We start from the raw sequence: 18,364 nt of genomic DNA, 5'->3' as shown, positions 1-18,364 counted from the left end.
ATATGAAGAAAGTCGGTTTTTTTCAATCTATTCATTTAAAATTTGTACTCATATATATGCTATTAATATTGATAGCTATGCAAGTTATTGGGGTATATTTCGTAAGAGAGTTAGAAAAGAGTCTTGTACAAGGTTTTAGAGATTCTTTAACGCAACAAACGAACTTATTATCGTATAACTTGAAACAAGAGTTTAAAAAAAGTTATACAAAAGCAGAGACAGAATCAACAGGTGAAACGATTAAAACTTCCATTCGAAAATTTGCCTCTGATCGAAAGAAGGATATTCAAGAGGTAAGTGTATTTGATGCGAATAGAAAGCTGCTCGCTATTTCAGATGAGTCAAAGCAAAACAAGGTAAATAGAACGTCAACTGATATAGCTGTTCAGCGGGTATTGGTACAAAAAAAACCAGAAGTAAAAATTGAGAAGGATGGTCGTACAGGTCATCGTGTACAAGTTATGATTACTCCTATTATGGATGATAATAACAAAGATGCACTTGGTGCTATTTACGTTGTTGCATCCATGGAAGATGTTTATAAGCAGATGAAGGATATTAATCAAATCTTTGCGACCGGAACCGTTATTGCATTACTCGTAACAGCTGTACTTGGAATTTTGTTAGCTCAAACGATTACGAGACCAATCTCTGATATGCGAAGACAAGCAATTGAAATGGCAAAAGGAAACTATTCAAGAAAAGTAAAAGTGCATAGCCATGATGAAATTGGACAATTAGCATTATCTTTCAATAATTTATCAAAAAAATTACAACAAGCTCGTTCTTCAACAGAAAGTGAAAGACGTAAATTGTCATCCGTATTATCACATATGACAGATGGAGTAATTGCTACTGACCGAAAAGGGGACATTATTTTATTAAATGATCCTGCGGAAAAGATGCTAAATGTTTCGCGTGAAACGGCGCTCGATCAATCTGTTTTAGAAGTATTGGGAATACAAGAAGAATTTACGCTCGATCATTTATACGAAGAGCCGGATTCTGTTTTATTAGATTTTAGTACGAGAAATGAGCCATATATTTTACGCGCTAGTTTCTCTGTTATTCAAAAAGAGACAGGGAAAGCAAATGGTTTAATTGCCGTATTATATGATGTGACTGAGCAGGAGCGTATAGAAAGAGAACGCCGCGAGTTTGTAGCAAACGTCTCTCATGAATTAAGAACGCCATTAACGACAATGCGCAGTTACTTAGAGGCACTTACAGACGGTGCGTGGCAAGATCCAAATATTGCACCCCAGTTTTTAACAGTTACACAAGAAGAAACAGAAAGAATGATTAGGCTTGTAAATGCGTTATTGCAACTATCTAAACTCGATAGTACAGAACATCGTTTAATGAAAGAATGGGTCGACTTTACTGACTTCTTTAATAACATTATTGATCGTTTTGAAATGTCTAAAGAGCAAAACGTAAGCTTCAAACGATCTTTCTCTAAAAAATCTCGATTTATTGATATGGATACGGATAAAATTACGCAAGTATTGTATAACATTATTTCGAATGCATTAAAGTATTCACCAGAAGGTGGAACAGTAACATATCGTTTACGTGATCGCGGAGAATTATTGGAGATTAGTGTAAGTGATCAAGGAATGGGTATTCCGAAAGAAAACGTCGATAAAATCTTTGAACGTTTTTATCGCGTAGATAAAGCACGTTCAAGACAAATGGGCGGTACAGGACTTGGATTAGCAATTGCGAAAGAAATGATTGAGGCACATGGTGGCTCGATTTGGGCAAAGAGTGAGGAAGGAAAAGGGACAACGATTTATTTCACATTGCCTATGGCAGCAGATGAAGAGGACGAATGGGAATGAGTATGGAGAATGTTAAAACGATAGTTTTAATTAATTTAGTTGTAATTAGTCTATTTCTTACTTTTAACTTATGGACGTATGTGCCAGATTCCACATCTATGCAAAACGCAAAATTTGTACAGGGGAATGAGGGAAATACTCAAACGAAAATCGCTGATGTTGTCCGCCCTACTTCTATCATTGTGCATAAAGATAAAAATCATTACGGGAGCAAAAGAGAGGGAGATATAGAATCAATCTATAGAACTTTGGAAGCAGGGGAATTACATGAGTTCAAAGAGATATCGATTGCTAAGGCTGACTTTCTTTCTTATGTGCATGGTGAAGGGAAAATTGAACTTATTTTCCCTACCAACATCCCATTTGATGCAGTTAAATCTATGTTTAGTATGAAAGAAAAGAGTATAGATAAGCCTAAACACTTTAATCGAATTATTCTTGACCCTTCTAGAAGTAGGGATCAAGAAATTAAAATTAATTTTGTTTCCGATGGTGATAACTCTAGAATATATGAAGCAAAATTAAGTGGTGTGTATTTAAAAGATATTGTAAATGCACAAAATCAATTTATAGTATCAGCGAAACCTTATTTTGACTATCAAATTAATGATATGAAAAAGCTATTTTTACCAGATGGAACGACAGAATTAAGTAATATAACATATATTTCATCTAATTTGGCGGTTGATACATTTAAGAATGCTCTTTTTAGTGACCCACGTTATTTAAGCCCTATTATCGAGGGATCGAAAGAAATATTTACAGATGGTATTAGGTCTATGGAGATTGAAAATGATCAGCATATGCTAAAGTATAAAAATTCTTCTGTTTTAAGTGAGAAAAAGCCAGATAATTTAATGCTTTTACAAAAAAGTTTTGATTTTGTAAATGGTCACAGTGGGAGTTTGGATTCATATCGTTTGGACTATATGAATAAAGGACAGACAGTATTCCGCTTACAGGAAGATGGATATCCCGTATTCAATACTGATGGATTAGCTGAATTGAGACAAGTATGGGGATCAGAAGAAGTAATGGAATATGAAAGACCGTTGCTTTCTTTAAATACGAAAGGTATAGAGCAGAAGGTTACTCTTCCGTCAGGTCATGTTGTAATAGCATCCTTAGAAAATAATGCCACGGTAGATAAAAGATCCATTAAAGACATTGGGATTGGATACAAATTATCACTAGATGGGCAAGTAGCGCGACTACAGCCAATTTGGTATGTAAAGTTTGTTGAAGATGAAGCTGGCAAACAAAAAATATATGAGTGGAATGAGGGGGGACTAAATGGATTGGGATCGGATTAAAACCATATTTATTGTGACCTTTTTTGTTTTGGACCTCTTTCTCATTTTTCAATTCATTCAAAAGCAAGATAGTAATCAATTGGAGCTTATTGCAGAAACAAAGATAGATCAAGAATTAAAAGCAAACAAAATTACTATGGGTAATTTCCCTAAAGAACCGAAAAAAGAGTCATTTATTAGGGCTGAAAACAAGGCATTTAAAGAAGAAGACATACAGTCTTTAAAAAATCAAACGGCGCATATACAAAATATGTACAAGATAGAAAGTAAGCTAAAAGAGCCCTTTTTAAATACAAAATCGTTATCAAAAGATAAGTATAATGATTTTTTGAAGAACTATGTATTGGATGGACAAAAGTATGAGTTTGGAGCGATGAAAGATTCTAAAATTTACTTCTTCCAAAAATATAAAGATAAGCCTATTTTCTATAACGATCAGGCGATGATTGTTGTGGAATTAAATGAAAAAAATGAACTTGTGTCGTACACGCAGACGATGTTAACAGATTTAAAAGAAATGGGCGAAAGTGAAAAAACGAAACAGCAAGAAATTATTACTGCCCAAACTGCTTTAGAAAATCTGTATTTAAAAAATAAAATTCATGGGAATACACATGTAAAAGAAGCGCAAATTGGTTATGCCAACCTTACCGCATCTACTTCTAATAACCAAGTACTTGCTCCAACGTGGAACTTAAAGACGGAGCAGAAGCAGGACTTCTTTGTAAATGCAATTGAAGGACAAGTTATGGAATTAGGCGAAAAGGAAAATCAAGTGGTTGATGAACATACTGGAGTGAGAAAGAATGGGGTTGCATTTTAGCGTACTTGCAAGTGGAAGTACAGGAAATATGCTATATGTAGGAACAGATGAAAAAAAATTACTCGTCGATGCAGGTTTAAGTGGTAAAGCAACTGAGGCTTTATTTAAACAGGCAGAATTAAATATAAATGATGTATCGGGTATTCTTGTAACACATGAACATAGTGACCATATTAAAGGCTTAGGTGTATTGGCACGTAAATATGATTTACCTGTTTATGCAAATGAGAAAACATGGAATGCAATGGAACACTTAATAGGAAATATCCCAACTGAGCAAAAGTTTATTTTCTCAGTTGGGGATGTGAAAACATTTGGTGATATTGAGGTCGAGTCATTTGGGGTGTCTCATGATGCGGCAGAGCCGATGTTCTATGCTTTTCATAACAATAATAGAAAATTAGCCCTTATTACAGATACAGGGTACGTGAGTGACCGTATGAAAGGTGTTATTAAGGGAGCTAATGCTTTCGTATTTGAAAGTAATCATGACGTAGAAATGCTTCGTATGGGACGTTATCCATGGAGTATTAAACGACGTATTTTAAGTGATGTGGGGCACGTTTGTAATGAAGATGCTGCATTAGCGATGGCGGATGTAATTACAGATGAGACAAAGCATATTTATTTAGCCCATTTAAGTTTAGATAATAACATGAAAGAACTAGCACGTATGTCAGTATCACAAGTATTAGAGGAAAAGGGATTTGGAGTGGGAGAAGCCTTTGAAATCCATGATACAGATCCAAAAATGCCGACAAAAATTCAATACGTATAATTCTTCATTTTAGTAAACAATAAAGGTGAATATAGTTGTTTTCAGGAAGATAGGTGAACAAATATGTCCTTTATTGATGAAGAAAATTATCGTATGAAACGTGCAAGAAAAAAGAAGCATAAAGGTATTGTTATTTCTAGCATAGCAGGAACAATTGTAGGAGCTTCTTTATTTGCATTTGGAGCTCCTTTATTTTCAAATGATACGGACGCGTTTCCGCAAGCTGAAGCAAGTGGAAGTAATATGGCGGAAGCTCAAGGCATTAAACAAATTAGTTTTGTGGATGCTGTTGATCGTGCGTCTGAAGCTGTTGTTGGAGTTATTAATATTCAACGAGATAATTTTTCAGAGGCAGATTCAGAAGCAGGTACGGGATCAGGTGTAATTTATAAGAAGACAGATAGTCAAGCTTACATTGTAACGAATAATCATGTTGTTGCTGGAGCAAATCGTATTGAAGTAAGTTTAAGTGATGGTAAGAAGGTTCCTGGAAAGGTATTAGGAACCGATGTGGTCACAGATTTGGCTGTACTAGAAATAGATGCAAAGCATGTGAAAAAAGTAATTGAGATTGGCGATTCTAATACTGTTCGTAGAGGAGAACCAGTCATTGCGATTGGAAACCCGCTCGGGCTCCAATTTTCTGGAACCGTCACACAAGGTATTATCTCGGCTAATGAGCGTATTGTCCCTGTAGATTTAGATCAAGATGGACATTATGATTGGCAAGTAGAAGTATTGCAAACAGACGCAGCAATTAATCCGGGTAATAGTGGTGGTGCGCTTGTAAACGCAGCAGGCCAATTAATTGGTATTAACTCAATGAAAATTGCGGCAAAAGAAGTAGAAGGAATTGGGCTAGCTATTCCTGTTACTAGAGCTGTTCCAATTATGAATGAATTAGAGAAGTACGGAAAAGTAAGAAGGCCGTATGTTGGAATTGAACTGAGATCATTAAATGAAATTCCAAACTACTATTGGTCAAAAACATTGCATTTACCAGGCAATGTAACAGAGGGAGTTTGCATTTTAGATGTGAAAAGCCCTTCGCCAGGTACAGATGCTGGTTTGCGAGAACACGATGTGATTGTAGCAGTAGATGGGAAACCAGTTCGCGATATTATCGGATTCCGTACGGCCTTATATGATAAAAAAATTAATGATAAAATGACTCTTACGTTTTATCGTGGTACAAAACGAGCAACAACAACGGTTAAACTAGGCATTCAAAAGTATTAAAAACAGGAGGGCCTACCTCCTGTTTTCTATTGTAGAAAAGTGAGGTGAAGAATATGAACTTACCTTGTTGTTTAGAACATGTTGAATTAGCTTTAGATATTATTGTGGATGAGTGTGAAGTCGCGCCAGTTATTAACAATGTGGATAACTCAGAAAAAGAGAAAAAAACATGTGAATTTTGTCAAAATGAGGCGACATATGTTGTATCGAACACAGATTCTCACACAATATGTGGGTAACAATTGTGGATATGTGGATAAGTTATGTGGATAACATGTTTGTAAGGTGGGGAATACGTGTGAATATCTCGATTATTTCAATTGGGAAATTAAAAGAAAAATATTTAAAACAAGGTATAGCAGAATACTTAAAACGATTATCTGCATACGCAAAAGTAGAAGTAATTGAATTGCCAGATGAAAAGGCACCAGAAAATTTAAGTGAAGCAGAAATGTTAATTGTAAAAGAAAAAGAAGGTATACGTATACTAGATAAAATTTCTGATGATACGCATGTCATTGCGTTAGCGATAGAAGGAAAGCAAAAATCATCAGAAGAATTTGCAGTAAGCTTAGATCGTCTTGCTACATATGGGAAGAGTAAAGTTGCCTTTGTAATTGGCGGATCACTTGGACTAAGTTCAGAAGTAATGAAGCGTTCAAATGAATCTCTTTCTTTTTCAAAGATGACGTTACCACATCAATTAATGCGATTAGTATTGCTTGAGCAAGTGTATAGGGCGTTTCGGATTAATCGTGGAGAACCGTATCATAAATAGTAATAGTACATTCAAACGGCTACAGATGTGGCCGTTTTCTATATTTCCTAAAATAAGTATGTTTCTATTTCTAAAAAAGTATGCTGTAATATGAAGAGGAAAAAGTATAAGTAGTCATAGAAGTGAGGAGTTAAAGGTGAAGAAGTTTAAGAAATTTTACTTGGAGATTACGAGTGTATGTAATCTTGCGTGCAGCTTTTGTCCGCCGACGGAAAGACAGAAGCAATTCATTTCTGTGGAGGATTTTGCGAAAAGGTTAGACCAAATTAAACCACACACAGACTACATTTATTTGCACGTGAAGGGTGAGCCGTTGCTGCATCCAAAAATAGATCAATTGTTAGATTTAAGCCATGAAAAAGGGTTTAAAGTTAATATTACAACGAACGGAACGTTAATTAATAAGAGAAGGCATAGATTGTTAAATAAGCCTGCTTTAAGACAAATGAATTTTTCACTGCATAGTTTTGATGGGCACCCAGGTTCACAAGACAAAGAGGGGTATGTAAGAAGTATACTTTCCTTCATTAGAGAGGCGACAAGTCAATCGGATTTAATCGTTTCACTTAGATTATGGAACTTAACGCAGGATAATAAAACAAATGCTGAAATCCAGAAGAATAGAGAGTTATTATCTATCATTGAAAATGAGTTTAATTTATCTTATCAAATTGAAGAGAAGCTTACACCAGGAAAAGGTATAAAAATTGCGGAACGTGTCTTTATTAATCAAGACTATGAATTCCAGTGGCCAGCATTGCATGAAGAAGAGGATGATGGAAAAGGATTCTGTCATGGGCTTCGAAATCAAGCTGGTATTTTAGCGAACGGAACGGTTATTCCTTGTTGTTTAGATGGTGAAGGGATTATTAACCTTGGAAATATTAATAATGATTCATTCTCTAACATTATAGAAGGCGAAAGAGCAACAAACATTGTTGATGGATTTTCCAGAAGAGTTGCAGTTGAAGAGCTATGTAGAAAATGTGGATACCGTAAAAGATTTGGAAAGTAAATATGAAATAAGCCCTCATAAAGCGAGGGTTTATTTTTTATCCCGCTATTTGCCAGGCAGTAAGATTCCTACCTCAAAATTCAGCGGAAGCAAAGAAGTTAGGTAGGGAATCAACTGTCCGTAAAAGCCCGATTGGTGAGGGCTAATAATCAGTGGGGGATGGCCCCCACTGATTAAAGTTTCACTTTATTCTTGATAAGAGCTTTCTAATTCATCAATTAAGGAACCAACGTAAGAAACAGCTCTGCGGATTGTATCTGGTTTTGACATATCGACTCCAGCATGTTTCATTAATTCCAGTGGTTTCATCGTACCACCAGCGCGAAGTACATCTAACCAGCGATCAACAGCAGGTTGTCCTTCTTCTTTAATCATTTGAGCCACCGTAGTAGATGCAGTGAGGCCTGCGGAATACGTGTAAGAATATAAGCCCATATAATAATGAGGTTGACGCATCCAAGTTAATCCAGCACCTTCATCAATTTTTATGGAATCTCCCCAGAATGTTGAAAGTACATTTGCTTTTATTTCAGTTAAAGTTGTAGCTGTAAGTGCTCCACCTTCTTCTGCTAGGCTGTATACTCTTCTTTGATATTCTCCCTCAAGTAAGTGAGTAACAAAGTTATGATAATATGTGCCGAGTAGTTGCAGGATCACCCATCTACGCATTCTCTTATCGTCATTCGTCGCTAATAAATGCTGGGCTAATAGTAATTCATTCATTGTAGATGGTGCTTCAACGAAGTACATAGATGGACGTACATTCATAATACGCTGGTTTTTATTTGCTAAATAAAAATGACCAGCATGCCCAAATTCATGAGCCAATGTGAAACAGCCGCGCATCGTATTTTGCCATGTAATTAAAATGTACGGATGAGAACCATATGGACTTGAACAAAATGCTCCAGTTGACTTGCCTACGTTATCTGCAAGGTCGACCCATCTTTCTTTGAATCCTTTTTCGATAATGGAACTATATTCATCCCCGAGTACTTGTAAAGAGTCTTGAATAAGTTTTCCAGCTTCTTCGTAAGTAATTGTCGGATTAAATTCGGGATCTAAAGGTGCGTGTAAGTCGCAGAACAACATTTCATCGAGTCCTAATACTTTCTTTTTTAAAACTGCAAAACGGCGCATATGAGGCGCCAATTCTTTATAAATAATATCGAGTTGATTGTTATACATTTCAAGTGGAACTTTTTGAGGTTCCAAAAGCATATGAGTAACAGATTCAAATTTGCGTAAGCGAGAGAGTGTTACTTGTTTTTTTACTTCAGTCGCATATGTTGTTGCCACTGTATTCTTATATCGTTTCAAGGTGGAAACAAATGATGAGTATGCTTTCCTACGTATGTCTGCGCTTGGAGAAAACTCATATTTGCTTTCAAATAATGCAAACGACACAGGGAGTTCATTTCCTTGTTCATCTTGTATGGAGTTAAAATCCATATCGACTAATTTAGTCATACCGTAAATTTTGTATGGAGAACTATGTACTTCGCCAAGTGCAGCAAGTGCTTCTTCAGTTTCAGGAGAGAGCGTGTGCGGCCTTTTTTGTAATATGTCTAGTAATGATTTACGGAAAGGTTCAAGTTTTGTTTCTTCCGTTAAATATTTTTCAATTGTGCCTTCTTCTAATGAGAGAATTTCATTATGAATAAAGGATAGCGCCGTATGTACTTTCGTCCATAAAGCGGCAATTTTGGAAGAGTTCGCTTGAATAACTGGATTTGTACGATCAGTAGATTCTTTTAAATTTGCATATGAATATAGTTTTGTTAACTTCATTAAAAGCTCTTCTTCTAAAAGTAGGCAATGTAATAAGGTGGTAGGGCTATTGTGTAATTGTCCTTTAAACGCATCAAGTTTTTTTATATCATCTGTTAATACACGTAATGCAGTTTCCCACTCTTTATCAGATTCGTATAAATCAGAGAGGTCCCATGTTAATTCAGTGGGAACTTCTGCACGAATATAGCGTTTCTCAATTACATCTTTCATATATTATATCCCCCTTATTATAAGTATCTAAAAATATGATACTAGAAAATTCAGTAAAATGAAAATATTTTACATTTCTATATATGAAAAAGGACAAGCATAAAACTGCTTGTCCTTCGAGTTAAGTTTAAAAATTAATATACTTTATCACCGTTGAAAATAGAGTTTTTTACGACTACATAATCTACAGTACGAATGGAGTCTAATTTTGTTCCACCAGCGTAAGAGATAGAAGATTGAAGATCTTGTTCCATTTCGATTAAAGTGTCTTCTAAAGAACCTTTATGCTCAACGAACATTTTCTTACCTTCAACGTTTTTCTTCTCACCTTTTTGGAATTCAGAAGCTGAACCGAAGTACTCTTTATAAAGTTTGCCGTCTTTTTCGATTGTTTCCCCTGGAGACTCTTCATGACCAGCGAATAGAGAACCGATCATAACCATAGTCGCCCCAAATCGAATAGATTTAGCTACGTCGCCATGTGTACGAATACCACCGTCAGCGATAATTGGTTTACTTGCAGCTTTTGCACACCAGCGAAGTGCAGCTAGTTGCCAACCACCAGTTCCAAAGCCTGTTTTAATTTTAGTAATACAAACTTTACCAGGTCCAATACCAACTTTTGTGGCGTCAGCACCAGCGTTTTCTAATTCTCTTACCGCTTCTGGAGTTCCAACGTTTCCAGCGATAACGAAGCTTTCTGGTAAATGCTTTTTAATATGTTGAATCATGTTGATTACAGCATTAGAATGTCCATGCGCGATATCAATCGTGATGTATTCAGGCGTAAGGTGCTCAGCAGCTAATTGTTGTACGAATTCATACTCGTCTTCTTTTACACCAACGCTAATAGAAGCGATTAATCCACGTGATTGCATATCTCTGATGAATGAGATTCGTTTCTCTGGTTGGAAACGATGCATGATATAGAAGTAATTATTTTCAGCTAAATACGTTGCAATTCTTTCATCAATAATCGTTTGCATATTTGCAGGTACGACAGGTAATTTAAATTTATGTTTTCCTAAAGTGACAGTTGTATCACATTCAGAGCGGCTATTTACAATACATTTTGCAGGAATTAATTGAATATCTTCATAGTCGAATACGTTTTCCATCATTTACACCCCTAAAATACGAATATTTTATTTTTATTAATTAAAAATGTTCGTCCATATGATAATTTACATTGTTTTCATTAAAAAGTCAAAGGATTTCTTAACGTTTTTTTTAAAAAGTAGATTTTATATGTAAAAAACAACGTTAAAAACGAATTTAAAATGTTTTTTGTTTTATATTGTTCGTCTATAAAAAGGTTGAAAAATTAAGATAATTATACAAGGATGTATGTATTCTTTTTATTTTTTTTGAGTGGACGTAGGATTCTATGAAAAGGTTAATGCTAATAATACGAGCAAAAGATGTTATCAAGTAGTTGAACAATATATGAAATGATAAGGTTTATTTCTATGTAAAAAGATGAATCTGGCATAATCCATCTTTTTATGTGAGGTTTCAAGTATAATAAGTAGGGCGATAGTAACGTATACAAAAGATAAAAAAGAAAATAATACAGAATAAAATGAGGTTAATATATGAGTGAAAAAGGTTTTTTTGAGTATAAATTAAGTAAAGAAATTGTAAGGGCACTTACTGGGTTAGGGTATGATCATCCAACAGAAGTACAAGGTAAGGTTATTCCAGTCGCATTACAAAAGAAGGATCTTGTTGTGAAGTCCCAGACGGGAAGTGGAAAAACAGCTTCATTTGGTATTCCACTTTGTGAAATGGTGGAGTGGGCAGAGAATAAACCACAAGCATTAGTTTTAACACCAACGAGAGAGCTTGCGGTACAGGTGAAAGAAGATATTACAAATATAGGGCGATTCAAAAGAATTAAAGCCGCCGCAATTTATGGTAAATCCCCATTTGCACGTCAAAAATTAGAGTTAAAGCAAAAGACGCATATTGTAGTAGGGACTCCAGGGCGTGTATTGGATCATATTGAAAAAGGGACCCTTTCTTTAGAGCGATTAAAATATTTAGTGATTGATGAAGCGGATGAAATGCTAAACATGGGCTTTATCGATCAAGTAGAGGCAATTATTGATGAATTACCTACAAATAGAATGACAATGCTATTTTCAGCAACTTTACCGGAAGATGTTGAAAGGTTATCATGTACATATATGAATGCACCAACTCATATTGAAATTAAAGCGGCTGGGATTACGACGGATAAAATTGAACATACTCTTTTTGAGGCGATAGAAGACGAGAAGCTTTCACTACTTAAAGATGTAACAACGATTGAGAATCCTGATAGCTGTATTATTTTCTGCCGTACACAAGAAAATGTAGATCATGTATATAGACAATTAAAACGAGCTAACTATCCTTGTGACAAAATACATGGTGGTATGGTACAAGAAGATCGTTTTGAAGTCATGGATGATTTTAGAAAAGGAAAATTTCGTTATTTAGTAGCAACAGACGTGGCTGCGAGGGGAATTGATATTGATAATATTACACATGTTATTAATTATGATATTCCACTTGAAAAAGAAAGCTATGTACATCGTACTGGAAGAACGGGACGAGCTGGAAATAGTGGAAAAGCTATTACATTTATAACACCATATGAAAATAGATTTTTAGAAGAGATTGAGGAGTATATTGGCTTTGAAATTCCAAAGGCAATTGGACCTTCAAAAGAAGAAGTTATGAAAGGGAAAGCTGCATTTGAAGAAAAGATACATGCTAAACCAATTATAAAGAAAGATAAAAATGCAGACATCAACAAAGGCATTATGAAGCTTTACTTTAATGGCGGGAAGAAAAAGAAAATTAGGGCGGTAGATTTCGTCGGTACAATCGCTAAAATTAAAGGTATTACAGCAGAAGATATAGGCATTATTACGATACAAGATAATGTTTCTTACGTTGAAATATTAAATGGAAAAGGACCACTTGTCTTGAAAGTCATGAAGACTACAACGATTAAAGGGAAACAACTAAAAGTTCATGAAGCAATTAAGTAAATAAAAACTATCCACTTTAATAGGTGGATAGTTTTTATTTATGATTCTTTTAAATCATCCACTAGTTGCTCCGCTAAACGTCTATACATATTACTCATAGTCACGAAGGATGTTAGTAGTAGAAATTTTTCTAGCTTTGTGTCTTCTAAGGAAGAAATCTCATTTACTTCTGTAACACGGTTATTTACGTCTTGTTTAAAGCTTTCGACATTGCTTTCAGTAAGAGCAAGATAATTTTTGTATAACGTATTTAATTCGAATGAATCATCATTTAATAAGGAGTCATTTATAGTTTCTAATGAACTTTTTATGTCGTTAATGGAAAGAGCACCTTTTAATTGATAAATTAAGCTAATTAAAATCATATGCTCTTTTGAATACTTTTTATTTTTGATAGGGATGAATAGTTTCCCTTTTGCGTAATTATTAATCATCGTTTTTGTTAATACTTTTTCATCATCCGTTCTCGTTGTATCTGCATAAGTATTCTCAAATAGTTGGACAACTTGATCTACATATAAGTCGACATTTGGAATATCCTCAAGTTTAATATTTTTTTCTAAATGCAATGTCTCAAGTAATTCATTTATATTTTCCACGTAGAATCCCTCACTTTTATAACTTAGTGGAACTTAATGTCTAATACATCCTTAAATATGGTATTACGAAACAAATAAATTGTAAATGTTGACCTTAAAAAGAAATGTGTATATAATTACACGTAGTTATTAAAACTACATGTAATTATATGAGGGGTGTTATTATGAATGCTTACGTAAGGGAACCAGTTAATGCATTTACTCACTTAGGTGGAGCGATATTATCATTTATTGCCTTATTAGCTATGCTTGTGAAAGTTTCTATCAAGATGCCATCATTTGCTGCAATTACAGCTGTTATTTTGTTTGGGATTGGAATGATGGTCCTTTATACGGCATCAGCTGTATATCATAGTGTTGTGGCCAATGAACGTGTTATTTACTTCTTTAGGAAGCTAGATCATTCTATGATTTTTATATTAATTGCAGGTACATATGCACCCTTTTGCTTAATTACATTAAATTCAGCAAGTGGTTTGCTATTATTTTGTTTAGTCTATGCAACTGCGATTTGTGGTATTGTGTTTAAAATGTTTTGGTTTAATTGTCCAAGATGGTTATCGACAGCAATTTATATTACGATGGGTTGGTTAATTGTTTTATTCTTTGCACCGTTAGCTGAGAATTTAAGTACAGGAGGCATTGTTTTCTTAGTACTTGGGGGCATTTTTTATACAATTGGTGGATTTATTTATGGAACAAAGCCAAAATGGCTAGAGTTTAAATATATGGGACATCATGAGATTTTTCACGTTTTTGTATTATTAGGTAGTCTTGCACATTTTCTAAGTGTATATTATTACGTAATTTAATAAGAAAAACGCCACATAACAAAAATTATGTGGCGTTTTTCTTATTACTTGATTGGAATCGTATATGTTATAAAATTATTATGGGATAAAATGTAAGTTTCTGTGTTCGCATATTAAACATAGGATAAGAAATATGTGATATACTTTGAGAAGTTTATAATGAATGAAATATGGAGGACTATAATTATGGCAATACTTGTAACAGGTGGAGCAGGGTATATTGGTAGTCATACATGTGTAGAATTACTAAATAGCGGTTACGAAATTATAGTAGTTGATAATCTTTCGAATAGCTCGGTAGAATCTATAAATCGAGTGAAAGAAATAACAGGAAAGCAATTTAAGTTTTATAAAGAAGATGTTTTAAATCAAGAAGCACTTGACGCGATTTTTGAAGAAAATGCAATCGAAGCAGTTATTCACTTTGCAGGGTTTAAAGCTGTAGGGGAATCAGTAGCAATTCCATTAACATATTATCATAACAACATTACGAGCACTTTAGTGCTATGTGAAGTAATGCAGAAACATAATGTAAAGAAGATGATTTTTAGTTCATCCGCAACTGTATATGGTATCCCGGAAACGTCACCGATTACAGAGGAGTTTCCATTAAGTGCAACAAATCCATATGGTCAAACGAAATTAATGATTGAGCAAATTATGCGTGATGTAGCATTTGCAGATAGAGAATGGAGTATCGCATTACTTCGCTATTTCAACCCATTTGGTGCACATGAAAGTGGACGTATTGGAGAGGATCCAAATGGAATTCCAAATAACTTAATGCCATATGTCACACAAGTGGCAGTAGGTAAGCTAAAAGAATTAAGTGTATTTGGAAATGACTACCCAACGAAAGATGGAACAGGCATCCGTGACTACATACATGTTGTAGACTTAGCAAAAGGTCACGTAAAAGCGCTAGAGAAAGTACTGAATACAACAGGAGTAGATGCTTATAATTTGGGCACAGGTACAGGGTATAGTGTACTTGAGATGGTTGAAGCATTTGAAAGGGTTTCAGGAAAAAAGGTTCCTTATAAAATTACAGAGCGTCGTCCTGGCGATGTGGCAATATGTTTTGCAGATGCATCAAAGGCAAAACGTGAACTAGGATGGGAAGCAAAACGTGGATTAGAAGAAATGTGTGCAGATTCTTGGAGATGGCAATCAAATAATAAAAATGGCTATTTGGAAGTTTAATATGTAGATATAAAAAATGACCTTTGCATGAGCAAAGGTCATTTTTGTATCTATTTCCCGTTAAGTTTATTAGCTAATTTGGTAAAAAAGGTCCGCTGTTTTATAGGAATATTTGACTGGCAAAATGTATAATAATCAATATCTTTAATGTAAGTAAAGAGTCTAGAAATAGCATATAGGAATGTAATAGAAGATCCAACTGCGAAACTAATGCCGTAACCATTGAATCCAAATGGAAGCAGGATAAGGCTTAATAACAAGTTTGCAAAAAAGAAAATAGCTGATGTTCGAAATGCCCCTTTACGATCCTCAAAGTATAGGAGTAGTAATGTAATAACGAGCACCATTCCATTTGCATAAGCACCAACTATAGTTAGTTGCAGAATAGAGTAATTAAGTGTTGTGTTTCCAGATTGCGAACTAAACATCCATATTATAAAAATAATAAGTAAGGAAAAAATACCTTGATTACGAAGTATACGTTCCATTTCCTGCTTTAAGACAAAGTTCATGGAATCTTTTAATTGTAAAAGCGTATGTAATGTTCCGCCATTGTTTACCGAACCGAAGAACTTTTTATATCTTTCATAAAACCTGGTTTCAATGGATACTACAAAGAAAATATAGGTTGGGATAATACTTAAATACGCCCAGAAAACAGCAGTATCATAAATTTGATGATAAATAAATGTGTTTTCAATATTTCCCCGACCGTCTCCAAACCAAATAACAAAATTACATACCCAAATACCCACATTGTAAAATAGGCTTGACCAAAATAACTCTGGATATTTATCTAAATAAGAAAGAAAGGTAAATTGTTCAGTAGCATCGCTATTTGGAAACATTCGTACAATAACGATACTTAACCATACTAGTGTAATGAAAGTACCAATTGTAAAAGAAATTAAAAGCAATAGGGCAGATCCATGTTCTAACCCAAGTGTAGGGTGCCAGTAAGCTACTAGGATAATTCCTAATAGGGAAAAAATGGATCCGATTAAAAATGCCAGTGCAATTGATTGATAATCTTTAGCTGCTGTTAAATAAATGGACTGAATCCAGATGATATTTAAAGCTAAAAATAAAAATAGCATCACGATTTTATAATATAAAGCTAACGGTGTGAAAAATGCAAACAAAAGCCATAACATAATAGCTAAAAAAAGTGTGATCTTCGTCATTCCTAAAAATGAAGAAAATACTTTATCAGCTTTTTGTTCGTATAAAAGGTCAGCTACATATCTAGTTACAATGAGCTGCAATGCTCCGTAAATAATTTGAGAAAAAATAAACCAATATGAAATTGAAATAGTGAAAAGACGCTGTTCTTCAATTGAAATAGAATGAAATAAACTCAAAATGAATCTAATAGTTGTTACTGCTAAAATAACGACTAACCAAGGACCAGCTGTAACAAATAACGAAAATCCATAAGCTTTTACCCTTGAAGAATAGTAGTCTTCCTGAAATAATTTTTGTAATCGAAATCCTATACCTGCCATGTTTTCGCACCCCTTTCTAAATAAAGCTTACGATAACTATCAACAACACCTGATAATTGATAATATGCTTCAATACGATTACGCCCATTGTTTCCGAATTGTTGAATGGATTCAGGGTGGCGATAATACCATTCTAAGTGGGTGGCAACTTGTTCAGGAGATACAGGTGGTACAACAAAGCCACATTGGCCGTAAGGATCTTCATCTTGTCCATAAATTAACTCCTTACAAGAACCAACGTCTGTAACAACCCATGGTAATCCCGATGCCATTCCTTCTAACATAGCTAGTGGTTGCCCTTCAGATATGCTAGTTAATACGAGAATATCCGTTTGTTTTAAGTAATCTTTAATGTTTACTCTGCCAGTCATTATTACATGTTCTTTTAATCCAAGTTGCTGAATTAAATCACGACATTCTTGGGCATACTCTGGTTCTTCTGTATCAGGACCTAATAAGTAGAAGATAAACGGAATATCTTTTTCTAATAATAATTTAGCTGCATAAATCATTGTTTTTACGTCTTTAATTGGCACAACTCGTATAATAGCAGAAATAATGAGTTTATCTGAATTATGTTTTGGCTTACGTAGCCCTTTATAATCAGATAAAGTAACACCATTTGGAACAATTTTTAGTTTATGGGCCGGAGCTCCTAGTTCTTTTTGATATGTACTATTCCGTCCGAATAATGTAATCACATCAGCAGCTTGTTCATATGCTTGGTGAGATAAATGATGGAAGAAAGAAACCCATCTTTTTTTGTATTCGATTGGTATCCAAGTTGATTGGAGTATTTCCTCTTCACGTTCCCGAGAATAAATACCATGCTCTGTTAGAATAAATGGTATGTCAGATTTGGCACTAATTGCAGCTCCAAGAAGCCCACCATAGCCTGTAGATACAGAATGGATAAGATCTAATTCAGGAAAATCAATTTGTAAAATTTGAATGATTGGTGTGAACATAGATCTCCACATCCAAAAGTAATTTAAGAAAGAACCACTACTTTCTTCATACAAATAGCTTTCTTTCACTATTTCATAAAATTCACGACTTTCGAAGAAGGAATGTAGTGTTCCTAGCTTTTGCTTGTTCCCTAATATTTGTAATGCTTCTGTGTCGTTAGCTTGGAATGTAAACCATTTTTGAAGTGTTTGTACTTCATCAGTCGTTAAATTGGTTTTTATATGGTTTGAGTCACTTTCTGATTGTAAGGGAATCATAATGATATCTTTTACATTGTTAGGAATTTCATATTGATATTCCTCTTCTGTTTTTATTTGCGGTACGATCGCAAAGATGGTGAATTCATGTTCTTTAAATTGTTGGATAATCATTTGTACCCAACTTGCTACTCCGCCACTGACAAAAGGATAACTTCCTTCAACGACTAAACCTATTCTCATC

General features: G+C 34.5%; 16 protein-coding genes. 11 read left to right on the top strand and 5 right to left on the bottom strand.

Annotated features, from left to right (window positions below; all coding sequences use genetic code 11):
* Positions 1-2: 2 nt before the first annotated feature.
* The 8 genes from walK to PQF83_RS19005 all read left to right on the top strand — a co-directional run bounded on the left by walK (position 3) and on the right by PQF83_RS19005 (position 7,790).
* A complete protein-coding gene (gene walK / locus PQF83_RS19040) occupies positions 3-1,844 on the top strand; it encodes a cell wall metabolism sensor histidine kinase WalK (protein ID WP_000755380.1) in 1,842 nt (613 codons plus the stop codon).
* Positions 1,841-3,157, top strand: coding sequence for a YycH family regulatory protein (locus PQF83_RS19035; protein ID WP_000061587.1), 1,317 nt, complete (start codon positions 1,841-1,843; stop codon positions 3,155-3,157). The genes walK and PQF83_RS19035 overlap by 4 nt, the downstream gene beginning before the upstream one ends.
* Positions 3,138-3,980, top strand: coding sequence for a two-component system regulatory protein YycI (locus tag PQF83_RS19030; protein ID WP_000383724.1), 843 nt, complete (start codon positions 3,138-3,140; stop codon positions 3,978-3,980). Before PQF83_RS19035 ends, PQF83_RS19030 begins: the two co-directional genes overlap by 20 nt.
* Positions 3,964-4,758 (top strand): MBL fold metallo-hydrolase, encoded by a 795-nt coding sequence (locus PQF83_RS19025; RefSeq protein WP_000522836.1) that lies wholly within the window; start codon positions 3,964-3,966, stop codon positions 4,756-4,758. The genes PQF83_RS19030 and PQF83_RS19025 overlap by 17 nt, the downstream gene beginning before the upstream one ends.
* Before the next feature lie 63 nt (positions 4,759-4,821).
* On the top strand, positions 4,822-5,997 hold the full coding sequence (locus PQF83_RS19020; RefSeq protein WP_272792307.1) for a S1C family serine protease: 1,176 nt from the start codon (positions 4,822-4,824) through the stop codon (positions 5,995-5,997).
* Between the two features lie 53 nt (positions 5,998-6,050).
* Positions 6,051-6,236: a CxxH/CxxC protein gene (locus PQF83_RS19015; RefSeq protein ID WP_001052827.1), complete on the top strand. Its 186-nt coding sequence runs from the start codon at positions 6,051-6,053 to the stop codon at positions 6,234-6,236.
* A gap of 59 nt (positions 6,237-6,295) precedes the next feature.
* Entirely contained in the window at positions 6,296-6,775 is a 480-nt protein-coding gene (rlmH, locus tag PQF83_RS19010) for a 23S rRNA (pseudouridine(1915)-N(3))-methyltransferase RlmH (RefSeq protein ID WP_001027003.1), read from the top strand.
* A 136-nt stretch (positions 6,776-6,911) separates the two neighbouring features.
* A complete protein-coding gene (locus PQF83_RS19005; protein ID WP_000713636.1) occupies positions 6,912-7,790 on the top strand; it encodes a radical SAM/SPASM domain-containing protein in 879 nt (292 codons plus the stop codon).
* Between the two features lie 186 nt (positions 7,791-7,976).
* Here PQF83_RS19005 and pepF read toward each other — a convergent pair whose 3' ends face one another.
* Together pepF and guaC are read right to left on the bottom strand one after the other, a co-directional pair.
* Positions 7,977-9,794, bottom strand: coding sequence for an oligoendopeptidase F (gene pepF, locus PQF83_RS19000; protein ID WP_000655852.1), 1,818 nt, complete (start codon positions 9,792-9,794; stop codon positions 7,977-7,979).
* 134 nt (positions 9,795-9,928) lie between these two features.
* Positions 9,929-10,912 (bottom strand): GMP reductase, encoded by a 984-nt coding sequence (gene guaC / locus PQF83_RS18995; RefSeq protein ID WP_000432434.1) that lies wholly within the window; start codon positions 10,910-10,912, stop codon positions 9,929-9,931.
* 477 nt (positions 10,913-11,389) lie between these two features.
* On the opposite strand from guaC, the gene PQF83_RS18990 reads away from it, so the two are divergent.
* Positions 11,390-12,835, top strand: coding sequence for a DEAD/DEAH box helicase (locus PQF83_RS18990; protein WP_001290602.1), 1,446 nt, complete (start codon positions 11,390-11,392; stop codon positions 12,833-12,835).
* A gap of 38 nt (positions 12,836-12,873) precedes the next feature.
* Here PQF83_RS18990 and PQF83_RS18985 read toward each other — a convergent pair whose 3' ends face one another.
* A complete protein-coding gene (locus tag PQF83_RS18985; protein ID WP_000427879.1) occupies positions 12,874-13,434 on the bottom strand; it encodes a DUF1836 domain-containing protein in 561 nt (186 codons plus the stop codon).
* Positions 13,435-13,598: 164 nt separating this feature from the next.
* Between PQF83_RS18985 and trhA the strand changes: the two genes are divergently transcribed.
* Together trhA and galE are read left to right on the top strand one after the other, a co-directional pair.
* Complete coding sequence (trhA, locus tag PQF83_RS18980; protein WP_000995365.1) at positions 13,599-14,246, top strand: PAQR family membrane homeostasis protein TrhA; 648 nt, start codon at positions 13,599-13,601, stop codon at positions 14,244-14,246.
* Positions 14,247-14,432: 186 nt separating this feature from the next.
* Positions 14,433-15,449 (top strand): UDP-glucose 4-epimerase GalE, encoded by a 1,017-nt coding sequence (gene galE, locus PQF83_RS18975; protein ID WP_000996533.1) that lies wholly within the window; start codon positions 14,433-14,435, stop codon positions 15,447-15,449.
* Positions 15,450-15,499: 50 nt separating this feature from the next.
* On the opposite strand, the gene pelG is transcribed toward galE, so the two are convergent.
* Together pelG and pelF are read right to left on the bottom strand one after the other, a co-directional pair.
* Positions 15,500-16,954, bottom strand: coding sequence for an exopolysaccharide Pel transporter PelG (gene pelG / locus PQF83_RS18970; protein WP_272792306.1), 1,455 nt, complete (start codon positions 16,952-16,954; stop codon positions 15,500-15,502).
* The gene (gene pelF / locus PQF83_RS18965; RefSeq protein ID WP_001219502.1) at positions 16,942-18,363 is read right to left on the bottom strand and encodes a GT4 family glycosyltransferase PelF; all 1,422 of its coding nucleotides are present in this window, start codon (positions 18,361-18,363) and stop codon (positions 16,942-16,944) included. Before pelF ends, pelG begins: the two co-directional genes overlap by 13 nt.
* Position 18,364: the final 1 nt, after the last annotated feature.

Source organism: Bacillus sp. FF-1 (assembly GCF_028548245.1).
Lineage (GTDB): Bacteria > Bacillota > Bacilli > Bacillales > Bacillaceae_G > Bacillus_A > Bacillus_A paranthracis.
Note: the sequence above shows the minus strand (reverse complement) of the source record. Positions and strands in the feature narration are given on the sequence as shown.

What these genes read in the sequence shown, in the direction of transcription:
- PQF83_RS19025 (WP_000522836.1), top strand. Translation starts at nt 3,964, where the DNA reads ATGGGGTTGCATTTTAGCGTACTTGCAAGTGGAAGTACAGGAAATATG.
- PQF83_RS19030 (WP_000383724.1), top strand. Translation starts at nt 3,138, where the DNA reads ATGGATTGGGATCGGATTAAAACCATATTTATTGTGACCTTTTTTGTT.
- PQF83_RS19035 (WP_000061587.1), top strand. Translation starts at nt 1,841, where the DNA reads ATGAGTATGGAGAATGTTAAAACGATAGTTTTAATTAATTTAGTTGTA.
- galE (WP_000996533.1), top strand. Translation starts at nt 14,433, where the DNA reads ATGGCAATACTTGTAACAGGTGGAGCAGGGTATATTGGTAGTCATACA.
- PQF83_RS19015 (WP_001052827.1), top strand. Translation starts at nt 6,051, where the DNA reads ATGAACTTACCTTGTTGTTTAGAACATGTTGAATTAGCTTTAGATATT.
- guaC (WP_000432434.1), bottom strand. Translation starts at nt 10,912, where the DNA reads ATGGAAAACGTATTCGACTATGAAGATATTCAATTAATTCCTGCAAAA.
- walK (WP_000755380.1), top strand. Translation starts at nt 3, where the DNA reads ATGAAGAAAGTCGGTTTTTTTCAATCTATTCATTTAAAATTTGTACTC.
- pelG (WP_272792306.1), bottom strand. Translation starts at nt 16,954, where the DNA reads ATGGCAGGTATAGGATTTCGATTACAAAAATTATTTCAGGAAGACTAC.
- pelF (WP_001219502.1), bottom strand. Translation starts at nt 18,363, where the DNA reads ATGAGAATAGGTTTAGTCGTTGAAGGAAGTTATCCTTTTGTCAGTGGC.
- trhA (WP_000995365.1), top strand. Translation starts at nt 13,599, where the DNA reads ATGAATGCTTACGTAAGGGAACCAGTTAATGCATTTACTCACTTAGGT.
- pepF (WP_000655852.1), bottom strand. Translation starts at nt 9,794, where the DNA reads ATGAAAGATGTAATTGAGAAACGCTATATTCGTGCAGAAGTTCCCACT.
- PQF83_RS19020 (WP_272792307.1), top strand. Translation starts at nt 4,822, where the DNA reads ATGTCCTTTATTGATGAAGAAAATTATCGTATGAAACGTGCAAGAAAA.
- PQF83_RS18990 (WP_001290602.1), top strand. Translation starts at nt 11,390, where the DNA reads ATGAGTGAAAAAGGTTTTTTTGAGTATAAATTAAGTAAAGAAATTGTA.